Genomic DNA, 12627 nt, shown 5'->3' on the forward strand with positions numbered 1-12627 from the left:
GAAGGTAGCGCCAAGTGACGGCAAAGAACAGAGGAGTTACCGACTTTCTGCCCGCCGGATCTGTCGAATCTTTTCGACTGTTCACACATCTTGACCGCACCAGGCAGCCTCCTCACTATGGGAGCGCTCCCACTGGTTCAAGGCTTGTTGCTCCTCCCCCACCTCCCTCTCCGAGCCGCAAGGAGGAACCAGCACCATGCACTCCGGACACAGACCCAGACGCCGCACCGCGCGGCGATGGTGGACCGCCGCGGCGGCGGCCCTGGCACTTCCCCTCACGATGCTGGGCACAGGTTCAACTCCCGCCCAGGCGGCTGCACTTCAGTGCAGCGTGGACTACAAGACCAACGACTGGGGCTCCGGCTTCACCGCCGAGCTGACACTGACCAACCGGGGCTCCGACGCCATCGACGGCTGGTCGCTGACGTACTCCTACGCGGGCAACCAGAAACTGTCCAACGGCTGGAACGGCACCTGGTCCCAGTCGGGCCGGAACGTCACCGTGAAGAACGCTCCGTACAACGCACGGATCGCCGCCGGGGCCGCCGTCTCCACCGGCGGCCAGTTCACGTACAGCGGAAGCAACGCCGCGCCGGCGAACTTCGCCGTCAACGGCACCACCTGCACGGGCGCGCACCAGCCGCCGATCACGGTGCTGACCAGCCCCACGTCCGGTGCCGTGTACTCGCAGGGCGAGGCGGTGCCGCTGGCGGCCACGGCGGCCGCGGCCGACGGGGCCACGATCAGCAAGGTGGAGTTCTACGACGACACCAAGCTGCTGGGCACCGACACCAGCTCGCCGTACGCGTACTCCGCCTCCGGCTTGACCGTGGGCAGTCATTCCTTGGTGGCGAAGGCCTACGACAGCACGGGCGCCTCCGCGGACTCCACGCCGGTCGGCATCACGGTCGCCTCGGGACCGACCGTGGTCGCATCGCCCGGTCAACTGGGCGTCCAGCAGGGCGAGTCGGGGACGTACGAGGTCAAGCTGTCGAAGCAGCCGACGGCGAACGTGACCGTCACGACGTCGCGGGCGAGCGGCAACACCGGCCTGTCCGTCACCGGCGGGGCGAGCCTCACCTTCACCCCGTCGAACTGGGCCACCGCACAGCGGGTGACGGTCTCGGCGGACGCCTCCGGCACCGGTTCGGCGGTCTTCGAGTCGACGGCCCCCGGACACGGCAAGGCCACGGTCACCGTGACCCAGCTGGCGGCGGCGAAGGACTACGACGCCCGCTTCCTGGAGCTGTACGGCAAGATCACCGACCCGGCGAACGGCTACTTCTCGCCCGAGGGCATCCCGTACCACTCCGTCGAGACGCTCATCGTCGAGGCGCCGGACCACGGGCACGAGACCACGTCCGAGGCCTACAGCTACCTGCTGTGGCTCCAGGCGATGTACGGCAAGGTGACCGGCGACTGGGCGAAGTTCAACAACGCCTGGAAGATCATGGAAACCTACATGATCCCCACCCACGCCGACCAGCCGACCAACGCGTCCTACAACGCCTCGAAGCCGGCCACCTACGCGCCCGAGCTGGACACGCCGAACGAGTACCCGTCGCCGCTGGACGGCAACGTCTCGGTGGGCCCGGACCCGATCGCCGGTGAGCTGAAGTCGGCGTACGGCACGGACGACGTCTACGGCATGCACTGGCTCCAGGACGTCGACAACACGTACGGCTACGGCAACTCGCCCGGCAAGTGCGAGGCGGGGCCCTCCGACACCGGGCCCTCCTACATCAACACGTTCCAGCGCGGCGTGCAGGAGTCGGTGTGGGAGACGGTGCCGCAGCCGACCTGCGACGCCTTCAAGTACGGCGGGAAGAACGGCTACCTGGACCTGTTCACCGGTGACGCCTCCTACGCCAAGCAGTGGAAGTTCACCAACGCCCCGGACGCCGACGCGCGCGCCGTGCAGGCCGCCTACTGGGCGGACATCTGGGCCGGCGAACAGGGCAAGAGCGCCGAGATCTCCGCGACCCTCGGGAAGGCCGCGAAGATGGGCGACTACCTGCGCTACGCCATGTTCGACAAGTACTTCAAGAAGGTCGGCAACTGCGTGGGCCCGACGAGCTGCCCGGCCGGCAGCGGCAAGGACTCCTCGCACTACCTGCTGTCCTGGTACTACGCCTGGGGCGGCGCGGTCGACACCTCGGCGGGCTGGGCCTGGCGCATCGGCTCCAGCCACACCCACGGCGGCTACCAGAACCCGCTGGCGGCGTACGCGCTGAGCACCGACGCCGACCTGAAGCCGAAGTCGGCGACGGGCCAGTCGGACTGGGCGAAGTCCCTCGACCGGCAGCTGGAGTTCTACCGCTGGCTCCAGTCGGACGAGGGCGCCATCGCGGGCGGCGCCACCAACAGCTGGGCGGGCCGCTACGCGACCCCGCCGGCCGGTACGCCGACCTTCTACGGCATGTACTACGACGAGAAGCCGGTGTACCACGACCCGCCGTCCAACCAGTGGTTCGGCTTCCAGGCGTGGTCCATGGAACGGGTCGCCGAGTACTACCAGCAGAGCGGTGACGCCGACGCCAAGGCCGTCCTGGACAAGTGGGTCGACTGGGCGTTGTCGGAGACGACGGTCAACCCGGACGGCACCTTCCGGATCCCCTCGACGCTCCAGTGGTCCGGTCAGCCGGACACCTGGAACGCCTCGTCCCCGGGTGACAACGGCGACCTGCACGTCACGGTCGCGGACTACACCAACGACGTCGGTGTGGCGGCGGCGTACGCCAAGACCCTGACGTACTACGCCGACCGCTCGGGCGACACGGAGGCGGCCTCGACCGCCAAGGCGCTGCTCGACGGCATGTGGGAGAACAACCAGGACGCGCTCGGCATCGCCGTGCCGGAGACCCGCGCCGACTACAACCGCTTCGACGACAGCGTCTACGTCCCGAGCGGCTGGAGCGGCACCATGCCGAACGGCGACAAGATCGACAAGTCGTCGACCTTCGCCTCGATCCGCTCCTTCTACCAGGACGACCCGGCCTGGTCGAAGATCGAGAGCTACCTCCAGGGCGGTGCCGCGCCCACGTTCACGTACCACCGGTTCTGGGCCCAGGCGGACATAGCCCTCGCCATGGGTTCGTACGCGGAGCTACTGGAATAGCCCCCGCGAGGCGCTCCGCGGGTGGGGCGGTTGTTCGACTGCGGGCCGAGTGTGGCCGGTCGCGCAGTTCCCCGCGCCCCTTTCAGGGACGCTGTGGGCACCGCTTCTTCCCCGGAGCGCCTGACGGCTCCGCGTGCACGGTCCCGTCACCGGACGACGGGACCACCTGACCGGGCTGCCCCCGCCCACGCCTGGGGCCGCCCGGTCCTCGCATGTGTTCTTTTCCTGACGGAAGGACGGTTCCCCACCGTGCGAAGAACCCGGATCCTCACCGTGCTGCTGGCCCTCGCGGCCGGCCTGCTGGCGGGCAGCCCGCCCACGGCGCTGGCCGCCGATCCAGCGCCGCGGGCGGCTGTCACCGCCGACAGCTACACCTGGAAGAACGCCCGCATCGACGGCGGCGGCTTCGTCCCCGGGATCGTCTTCAACCGCACCGAGAAGGACCTGGCCTACGCCCGTACCGACATCGGCGGCGCCTACCGCTGGCAGGAGTCCTCCCGGACCTGGACGCCGCTGCTCGACCACGTCGGCTGGGACGACTGGGGTCACACCGGGGTGATCGGCCTCGCCTCGGACTCCGTCGACCCCGACCGGGTGTACGCGGCCGTCGGCACGTACACCAACGACTGGGACCCGGGCAACGGCGCGGTGCTGCGCTCCGCCGACCGGGGTGCGACGTGGCAGCGGACGGATCTGCCGTTCAAGCTGGGCGGCAACATGCCGGGCCGCGGCATGGGCGAGCGCCTGGCGGTCGACCCGCACGACAACGACGTGCTGTACCTGGGCGCGCCCAGCGGCCACGGCCTGTGGCGGTCCACCGACGCGGGCGTCACCTGGTCCGAGGTGACGGCCTTCCCGAACCCCGGCAACTACGCGCAGGACCCGGGCGACACCTCCGGCTACGCCTCCGACAACCAGGGCATCACCTGGGTCACCTTCGACGAGTCGACGGGCTCCGCGGGCTCGGCGACGGGCACGGTGTACGTCGGGGTGGCCGACAAGGAGAACGCGGTCTACCGCTCGACGGACGCGGGCGTCACCTGGGAGCGGCTCGCCGGGCAGCCCACCGGCTACCTGGCCCACAAGGGCGTGCTGGACGCGGAGCACGGCTACCTCTACCTCGCCTACAGCGACACGGGCGGCCCGTACGACGGCGGCAGGGGCCGGCTGTACCGGTACGCGACGGCGACCGGCACCTGGACGGACATCAGCCCGGTCGCCGAGGCGGACACCTTCTACGGTTTCAGCGGCCTGACCGTCGACCGGCAGCACCCGGGCACGGTGATGGCGACGGCGTACAGCTCGTGGTGGCCGGACACGCAGATCTTCCGCTCGACGGACAGCGGCGGCACATGGACGCAGGCGTGGAGCTACACGTCGTACCCGGAGCGCGCGAACCGCTACACGATGGACGTCTCCTCCTCACCGTGGCTCACCTGGGGCGCGAACCCGGCACCGCCCGAGCAGACGCCGAAGCTGGGCTGGATGACGGAGGCGCTGGAGATCGACCCGTTCGACTCGGACCGGATGATGTACGGCACGGGTGCGACGGTCTACGGGACGGAGAACCTCACGAAGTGGGACTCCGGCGGCACGTTCACCATCACACCGATGGTGCGCGGCCTGGAGGAGACGGCGGTCAACGACCTGGTCGCTCCGCCGTCCGGTGCGCCGCTGCTCAGCGCGCTGGGTGACGTCGGCGGCTTCCGGCACACCAGCCTGACCGAGGTGCCGCCGATGATGTTCACCTCGCCGAACTTCACCACCTCCACCAGCCTGGACTTCGCGGAGTCGAAGCCGGACGTCGTCGTGCGCTCCGGCAACCTCGACTCGGGCCCGCACGTCGCCTTCTCCACGGACAACGGCGCCAACTGGTTCGGCGGTACCGACCCGTCGGGGGTGAGCGGCGGCGGCACGGTCGCGGCGGGCGCCGACGGCAGCCGCTTCGTGTGGAGCCCCGAGGGCGCAGGGGTGCACCACACGACGGGCTTCGGCACCTCCTGGCAGGCGTCGAGCGGCATCCCGGCCGGCGCGGTCGTCGAGTCCGACCGGATGGACCCCAAGACCTTCTACGGCTTCAAGTCCGGCAAGTTCTACGTCAGCAAGGACGGCGGCGCGACCTTCACCGCGTCGGCGGCGACCGGACTGCCCGCCGGTGACAGCGTCCGCTTCAAGGCCCTGCCGGGCGGGGAGGGCGACGTCTGGCTGGCCGGCGGCGCGGCGGACGGCCCGTACGGGCTGTGGCACTCGACGGACGGCGGCGCGACCTTCACCCGGCTCCCGAACGTGGAGGCGGCCGACACCATCGGCTTCGGCAAGGCGGCGCCCGGCGCCTCCTACCAGACCCTCTTCACCAGCGCGAAGATCGGCGGCGTCCGCGGCATCTTCCGCTCCACCGACCGGGGCGCCACCTGGACCCGCGTCAACGACGACGCCCACCAGTGGGGCTGGACGGGCGCCGCCATCACCGGCGACCCGCGGGTCTACGGCCGGGTGTACGTGGCCACCAACGGCCGCGGGGTCGTCTACGGCGACACCTCGGACACCGGCGGGGGCGACGGCGGCACGGACCCGGGCCCCGACCCGGCGCCCACCGGCGCCTGCAAGGTGACGTACACGGTCACGAACCAGTGGTCGGGCGGCTTCCAGGCGGACGTCCGGCTCACCAACACCGGCACGTCGGCCTGGCACGGCTGGTCCCTCGGCTGGTCGTTCCCCGGCGACCAGAGGGTCAACCAGATGTGGAACGCCGAACACACCCGGTCCGGCCCCGCGGTGACGGCGAGGAACGTCGCCTGGAACGCCGAGGTGGCGCCCGGCGCTTCGGTGGGCTTCGGGTTCACGGGCAGCTGGTCGGGGACGAACGGGAAACCGTCCGGTTTCCGGCTCGGTGAGCACGGCTGCGCGCTGGAGTGACCCCCGCCCCGGCGGGCGCGTGACCCCCGGCCCGGTCAGGCCGATGCGTCGGACCCGGCCGGGGAACCGCCGTCCAGGCTCTCCCGGGCCTCTGCTCCGAGCTGTTCGATGATCTCGGCCCGGGACTCGCCGATCCCGGCCGCCAGGCCGCTCACCTGAGTGACGAGGTCCGAGGTGACCTCGGTGACGTCGTGGGGTTCCAACGGCGAACCCTGGAGTTCCGAGACCGCCTCGCGCAGCTCCTGAATGACCGCGAGCATCTCGTGGACGTCACTCGCCTCCCTCACCCCCGTCAGCAGTCTGCCGGTACGCCGGTGCACCGCCTTCGCACACGCCTCCTCGTCCAGCGGGCGGGTGAGTCCGGCGACCGCGTCCTCCACCACACCGCTGACGAACGTCTGGAGATCACGGTCGTCGGCCTCCTCCAGGAAGGCGTGCACCTGTCCGAACACCGTACGCAGCGCCTCCGCCAGTGCCCGGAGTGCGGCCGCCCCGTCCGCGTCGACGAAACGGCTCCTGCGGACGGCGGCAGCCAGTTCCCCGACCAGTTGAGGAACCGGCCCCCGCCCCCCGAGACCACGCAGGACGTGGGCCAGCGCCCGCAGACCGTCGGCGACCGTCGTCAGTACCGCCAGTTGATCGGGTACCTGGTCCGCCCCCTGCCCGACGGGCTCCGTCGCCGTCCTGCGTATCGTGCGCGCGACGGCCTCGACGAACGTCCTGGCGGCCAGGGTCAGGCGGCGCAGTTGCAGGTACCGCTCGAAGCGCGTGAGCAGGGTCCCGAACAGTTCGAGGTAGTCGATCACCACTTGGAACAGTTCGTCCACGGCCGCGGACGAGTCGACGTCGGCCACCTGGGCCAGCAGGGCGTCGCACAGGTCCGTCACGGCGAGGGCCAGCGCGGCGTCCCCGTTGAGGCTGTCCAGCGCGTGCAGCACGTCGTAGGTCGCGTCGACCAGGCGCGTGGGCCGCGCCGGCGGGTCCACGGCAGCGACCATGTCACGCCACAGGACGCTTCCCTCGTGCGTACGCAGCAGGTACCGGAGCTTGTCGAGGGTGGCGAGGAACAGATCCCGGGCTTCGACCGCGTGCGGGAAACCGTTCAACGCGTTCGTCACGGTGCCGGCCGCGGTGCTCCCCCCGGGCAGCACGAGGAGCGGGGCGGACTGCCGGTGGAACGGGTTGCGGGCGATCCACACACTGCCGCGCCCGTCGCTGTACAGCTCCGGCGTCTGCGGGTCCCGGTTCCTCGTGAGCGTCTCGGTCACGAAGTCGTACAGCTCGGATATCGAGACGTAGCCGTCACGGTCCCGGTCGGCCAGACCGTTCCTGATGCCGTCCAGCAGAACCGAGGTGAAGACCGAGCGCGGCCGCACCCCGGGCAGGGCACCGGAACCCTCCTCGTACGAGTACTGGAACGACGTGGAAGAGGTGAGGATGATGCGGCCCCGGCCCGACAGGTGCACCGGCAGGTCCACCTTGCTCCGCGCGCCGCGTGACACGAGGCCACGGCGGAACGCCCCGCTGAAGCAGCAGTCGAGGATGACCACCTGGGTCCGGGCGTCGCACTCGTCCAGCTGCACCAGGATCGCTCGCGGGTTGAGCCCCGTCTGGGCCAGGCGGTCGGCCTCGGAGTCCTTCGCGGCGAGGTAGTAGCGGTTCTGCACGTCCTTCACCCCGTGGCAGGAGAAGTAGACGAGCACGAGGTCGTCCGGTTCCGACTCGGCGAGGAAGGACTTGAGGGTGCGCTCGATCTCGTCCGCGAGACCGTTGAACACCTTGGTGACCTCGAACTGGCCCAGGCCCGGGTCGCCGAGCACCTCGGCGAGGGCCTCGGCGTCGCCCGCCGGTGCGATCAGTTTCGTGAACTCCGGGTCCTCGTACGTGTCCGTGGCCACCAGGAGTGCCCTGCGCCGTCCGCGCCCATGGTTGTCAGGACGCCGGGTCACCGTGGGTTCCGGATGTCTCGTCGTCGCCCGTCCCGGAGGAGGCGTTGTTCCGGAGCCACTCCGCGATCAGGGCCCGCTCCTCCTCCTTGGGATGCCCCGTCACCGTCAGGCTTCCCGACGGCCCCGTCAGCTCGACGGAGCGGTGTTGCGCCCTGCCCACCCAGCCTGCCGCCAGGCGCACCACCTCGGAGAGAACCGGCGACGCGACGAGGGCGGCGACGAGGGACAGCGTGAGGGGATCCCCCTTGGCACCGTGCGGGGCCCGCTGCCCGGTCCGGGGACGGACGAGTTGCGCACCGAGGTCACTCAGTCCGCTCCTGAACGGCTCGGCGGCGTCCTGCCAGTCGTCCGGTTCCAGCGTGTCGTCGTGCAGGTGCAGAGTGACGGGTATGCGTTCCGTGCTCATCGGTCCCCCACGTGCCGTCGCTCGTTACGCGGTCAGTATGGTCCCGGCGGGTCTCTCGTATGTGCTGTTTCACCATTCACCTCCGTACGCACGGTGGGTCGACCCGCCGGGGCGGCGCCGCATTCCGGTCGGCTCAGCGGCTCACGGCGTGTACACCGTCGGCCTGGGAGCCGTCGGCATGCCGCTGCCGAGGAAGAAGCTCGGGTGCGGGGGCTGGTTGTAAGCGGTGTTCTGCCACGCGAGGGCCGTGCGGTACTGGGTGTCGTGGAGGAGGGTCGTGATGCGGGTGTCCGTGTCGTAGGGGGTGGAGTAGATGCGCAGGGCCGTGTTGTCCGACGTGCGCCAGACGACTTCCTCGCGCCAGTCGCCCAGGATGTCGCCGGACAGCACCGGGGTGGCCTTGGTGCCGTTGTTCGAGGCGACTCCGGAGCCGGTGAGCTGGCGGGTGTCGCCGGAGGTGCCGTACTTGTCGACGTGGGTGCCGTCGAGGAGTTCACGGACGGTGTCGCCGTCCCACCAGGCCAGGAAGTTGGTGCTGGAGGGCTTGCGGCTGCCTACGACCGTGCCCTTGGGGTTGCGGATGCCGCTCTCCGCGGACGACCAGGACTCGGCGCCCGCGCTGCCCGGCCAGATGTCGCCGGAGACGCCGCGGCCGTTGTCGCCGCTCGCGCCGGTGGACCACAGGATCTGCCCCGTGCGCGCGTCCGCCATCCACGACGAGGGCTTCGAGCCGTCCTCGTCGACCTTGAAGACCTCCAGGCCGGCGCGGGACGGGTCGAGGTCACCGACGTGCAGGGCGTCGCCGTGGCCGTTCCTCGTGGTCCACAGGGCGTTGCCGTTGTCGTCGACGGCCATCGCGCCGTAGACGATCTCGTCCCTGCCGTCGCCGTCGACGTCCGCTACGGAGAGCTGGTGGTTGCCCTGGCCGTCGTAGCCCTTGCCGCTGTTGGTGGAGGAGTTGGTGTCGAAGGTCCAGCGGCGGGTGAACCGGCCGTCGCGCCAGTCCCAGGCCGCGATCACCGTGCGCGTGTAGTAGCCGCGCGCCATGATCACCGAGGGCCGGGAGCCGTCCAGGTACGCCGTGCCCGCGAGGAAGCGGTCGACGCGGTTGCCGTAGGAGTCGCCCCAGGAGGAGACCGAGCCGCGGGCGGGGACGTGGTCGACGGTGCCCATGGCCTTGCCGGTCCGGCCGTTGAACATGGTCAGGTACTCCGGTCCGGACAGCACGTAGCCGCCGGAGTTCCGGTAGTCGGCCGAGGAGCTGCCGATGACCGCGCCGGTGCCGTCCCTGGTGCCGTCGGCGGTCTTCATGGCGACCTCGGCCTCGCCGTCGCCGTCGTAGTCGTACACCTGGAACTGGGTGTAGTGCGCGCCGGAGCGGATGTTGCGGCCCAGGTCGACACGCCACAGGCGGGTGCCGTCGAGCCGTATGCCGTCGACGATCGTGTTGCCGGTGTAGCCGGACTGGGAGTTGTCCTTGGCGTTGGTCGGCTGCCACTTGAGCACGATGTCGAGGGCGCCGTCGCCGTCGAGGTCGCCGACGGAGGCGTCGTTGGCCTCGTAGGTGTACGAGACGCCGTCGGGGGTGGTGCCGCCGGCGGGCGGGCTGATCGGTACGTCCTTGTAGCCGGCCCGGAACTGGATCGCGTGCACGGAGTCGCCCTGCTCCGTGCCGTTCACCACCGCGCGGACGGTGTAGTCGGCCTGGGAGGGTGCGCCGGCGTGGAAGTAGGTCGTGGAGCCGGTGATCGGGCTGGAGTTGACCTTCGTGCCGGCCCGGTAGACGTTGAACGCGACGTTGTCCGGGTCGGTGCCCAGCCAGCGCCAGCCGACCAGGTTGCCGTCGCCGGTGTGGACGCTGACGACGCCCCGGTCCAGGGCCTCGACCTGGCGTGCGGTCGCGGCCTCGGCGGTCTCGGGCGACAGTGCCGTCAGCCCGGCGCCGAGGAGCCCGGCGGCGGCCAGGGCGGCGGCCACGGCGAGCGGGCGTCTGCGGTGCGGGCGGGCGGTGCGGGAGCGGGTGCGGGTACGGGGGTGCCTCACGGGACGAACCTCCTGGAGGACGGACGGATTCCGCCTCTCAGTCGCCGCCCGGGGCGTCCGGGTTGCCGCCCCGGGCCTACGACTTGGCGAACGCCGTGAGCGTGAAGACGGGATCGGGCCGGGGCCGGTCCTGGTCCGGCAGGGCGGCCAGCCGCGCGGCGAACTCCTCCGCGAGCGGCTGACCCGGCGGCAGCGTGACGAACCAGCCGCGCCGCAGGTCCGCGATCGTGCGGCGCGGGCTGCGGCCCTGGCCGTGCCCGGTGAACAGGGCCCGTCCAGCCGGGGTGAGACCGTGCTCGCGGGCGTACCCCTCGACGAGGTGGGCGGCGTCGTGGGCGACGCCGGGCGGCCGGGCGGCGAGCACCGCGTCGAGGTCGCTGCCCACGTTGTGCGAGGCGCCCTTGCCCACCGTGGTCACGTAGACCCCACCGGGCCGCAGGACCCGGGCGCACTCGCCGACGATCGCCCGCACGTTGCGGGCACCGCCCGCGAGGTGCAGCAGCCACACACTGGTGACGGCGTCGAACTCCCCGCTCCCGAAGGGCAGTCGACGGCTGTCCGCGAGGACGACGGCGCCGGGCAGCCGGGCGGCGGCGCGGTGGGCCATGGCGGGCGCCAGGTCGACGCCGGTCACGCGCAGGCCCGTGCGGGCGGCCGCGATCCGCCGGGTGACGATGCCGGTGCCGCAGGCCACGTCGAGCAGTCGGCGGGTCTGCCGCGGCACCAGGCTCAGGACGGCCTCCGCGGCGGCCGCGGCCCGGGGCTCGCCGCCGCGCGAGTCGTCGTACCGCTCTGCTTCCTTGTCGTAATCGAGCACACCGTCAGTGTGCCCCGTGGCCGGTGGCCAGGTCCTCCACCCTGCGGGCGAGCTCGAAGTCCTTCTCGCTGACGGCACCACCGGCGCTGTGGGTGTGCACGGCGAGGGCGACCGTGTCGTAGCCGAGGGTCAGGTCGGAGTGGTGGTCGAGTTCCTCCTGGACCTGTGCGATGTGGACCACCATCGCGGTCGCCGCGAAGTGCGAGCCGAGCCGGTAGGAGCGGGTGAGGCGGCCGGCGTCGAGGGACCAGCCGGGCAGGGCGGCCAGCCGTTCCTCGGTCTCCTGCTGCGACAGCGGTTCGACGGGCATGGGCTGCGCTCCTTCGCTGGTGGTGCTCGACGGGCGGATCCGTCTCAGCCTGCCACAGCGCGACCGCCCCGGCGCGGACCGGCGTCGGCTACCGTCTGGCGTATGACCGCACCCGTCTCCGGCACCTCCTCCGCCACCGACCGGGGCGTGGGCCCGCTGCTGCGGGCCTGGCGGGAGCGGCGGCGGGTCAGCCAGCTGGAGCTGGCACTGCGCGCCGACTCCTCCGCCCGGCACATCAGTTTCGTCGAGACCGGCCGCTCCCGGCCGAGCGAGGAGATGGTGCTGCGCCTGGCCGAGCACCTGGACGTCCCCGTCCGGGAGCGCAACGCGCTGCTGCTGGCCGCCGGTTACGCCCCGCGCTACCCGGAGACGCCGCTGGACGCCCCGGCGCTGGACGCCCTCCGCGAGGGCATGGAGCGGCTGATCAGGGGCTACGAGCCCTATCCGGCGCTGGTCGTCGACGGGACGTACCGGGTCCTGGCGGCCAACCGGGGGATCGCGATGCTGCTGGACGGCGTCGCGGAGCACCTGCTCGCCCCGCCGCTGAACGCGATCCGGCTGACGCTGCACCCGGACGGTCTGGCACCGCGCATCCGCAACCTGCGCGAGTGGCGCGGGCACCTGCTGGAGCAGATGGAGCGGCAGATCGCCCTGCACCGCTCACAGCCGCTGCGGGAGCTGTACGACGAGGTGGCGGCGTACCCGGTGCCGCGGGCCGCGCCGGGCGACGAGCCCGAGGAGCCGGTGCCGTACTTCGCGCTGCCGCTGCGGATCGAGCACGAGGGTCACACCCTGTCGTTCGTCTCGTCCATCTCCACTTTCAACACCCCGATGGACGTGACGGTCGCCGAGCTGGCCATCGAGACGCTGCTCCCGGCCGACCCGGCGACGGTCAAGTACCTGCACTCGCTGCTCTCCTGAAGCGGGCCCCGGTCCGGAGTGCGCCGGACCGGAACCCGTGGGCACCACGATCCCGCCCCGCCCGGGCGCGGTCGATTACCCGGCAGGTCATGCCCCGGCCCGCGAGTGATCCACGGACACCTCTGTGAGACTGACAGAGGAACATGA

The 12627-nt window shown here is 71.3% G+C and carries 8 protein-coding genes; 3 read left to right on the forward strand and 5 right to left on the reverse strand.

The features are described 5' to 3' along the window. Positions 1-196 precede the first annotated feature (196 nt). Together ACIBCJ_RS13085 and ACIBCJ_RS13090 are read left to right on the forward strand one after the other, a co-directional pair. A complete protein-coding gene (locus ACIBCJ_RS13085; protein WP_365978059.1) occupies positions 197-3118 on the forward strand; it encodes a glycoside hydrolase family 48 protein in 2922 nt (973 codons plus the stop codon). Positions 3119-3367: 249 nt separating this feature from the next. Continuing rightward, the gene (locus tag ACIBCJ_RS13090) at positions 3368-6034 is read left to right on the forward strand and encodes a cellulose binding domain-containing protein (protein WP_365978060.1); all 2667 of its coding nucleotides are present in this window, start codon (positions 3368-3370) and stop codon (positions 6032-6034) included. A gap of 35 nt (positions 6035-6069) precedes the next feature. Here ACIBCJ_RS13090 and ACIBCJ_RS13095 read toward each other — a convergent pair whose 3' ends face one another. The 5 genes from ACIBCJ_RS13095 to ACIBCJ_RS13115 all read right to left on the reverse strand — a co-directional run bounded on the left by ACIBCJ_RS13095 (position 6070) and on the right by ACIBCJ_RS13115 (position 11559). Beyond that, positions 6070-7983 carry a caspase family protein gene (locus ACIBCJ_RS13095; protein ID WP_365978061.1) on the reverse strand — a complete coding sequence of 638 codons (1914 nt, stop codon included), beginning with the start codon at positions 7981-7983 and terminating at the stop codon, positions 6070-6072. Next, on the reverse strand, positions 7967-8389 hold the full coding sequence (locus ACIBCJ_RS13100; protein WP_362093794.1) for a hypothetical protein: 423 nt from the start codon (positions 8387-8389) through the stop codon (positions 7967-7969). Before ACIBCJ_RS13100 ends, ACIBCJ_RS13095 begins: the two co-directional genes overlap by 17 nt. Positions 8390-8530: 141 nt before the next feature. Continuing rightward, positions 8531-10432, reverse strand: a complete 1902-nt coding sequence (locus ACIBCJ_RS13105) for a rhamnogalacturonan lyase (protein WP_365978062.1) — start codon at positions 10430-10432, stop codon at positions 8531-8533. A 76-nt stretch (positions 10433-10508) separates the two neighbouring features. Next, positions 10509-11249 carry a class I SAM-dependent methyltransferase gene (locus ACIBCJ_RS13110; RefSeq protein ID WP_365978063.1) on the reverse strand — a complete coding sequence of 247 codons (741 nt, stop codon included), beginning with the start codon at positions 11247-11249 and terminating at the stop codon, positions 10509-10511. A gap of 4 nt (positions 11250-11253) precedes the next feature. Next, on the reverse strand, positions 11254-11559 hold the full coding sequence (locus ACIBCJ_RS13115) for a 4a-hydroxytetrahydrobiopterin dehydratase (protein ID WP_365978064.1): 306 nt from the start codon (positions 11557-11559) through the stop codon (positions 11254-11256). A 102-nt stretch (positions 11560-11661) separates the two neighbouring features. On the opposite strand from ACIBCJ_RS13115, the gene ACIBCJ_RS13120 reads away from it, so the two are divergent. Further along, positions 11662-12480 (forward strand): helix-turn-helix transcriptional regulator, encoded by an 819-nt coding sequence (locus tag ACIBCJ_RS13120; RefSeq protein WP_362093781.1) that lies wholly within the window; start codon positions 11662-11664, stop codon positions 12478-12480. Positions 12481-12627 lie beyond the last annotated feature (147 nt).

Source organism: Streptomyces sp. NPDC051136, assembly GCF_044455745.1.
Lineage (GTDB): Bacteria > Actinomycetota > Actinomycetes > Streptomycetales > Streptomycetaceae > Streptomyces.

What these genes read in the sequence shown, in the direction of transcription:
- ACIBCJ_RS13085 (WP_365978059.1), top strand. Translation starts at nt 197, where the DNA reads ATGCACTCCGGACACAGACCCAGACGCCGCACCGCGCGGCGATGGTGG.
- ACIBCJ_RS13100 (WP_362093794.1), bottom strand. Translation starts at nt 8,389, where the DNA reads ATGAGCACGGAACGCATACCCGTCACTCTGCACCTGCACGACGACACG.
- ACIBCJ_RS13115 (WP_365978064.1), bottom strand. Translation starts at nt 11,559, where the DNA reads ATGCCCGTCGAACCGCTGTCGCAGCAGGAGACCGAGGAACGGCTGGCC.
- ACIBCJ_RS13120 (WP_362093781.1), top strand. Translation starts at nt 11,662, where the DNA reads ATGACCGCACCCGTCTCCGGCACCTCCTCCGCCACCGACCGGGGCGTG.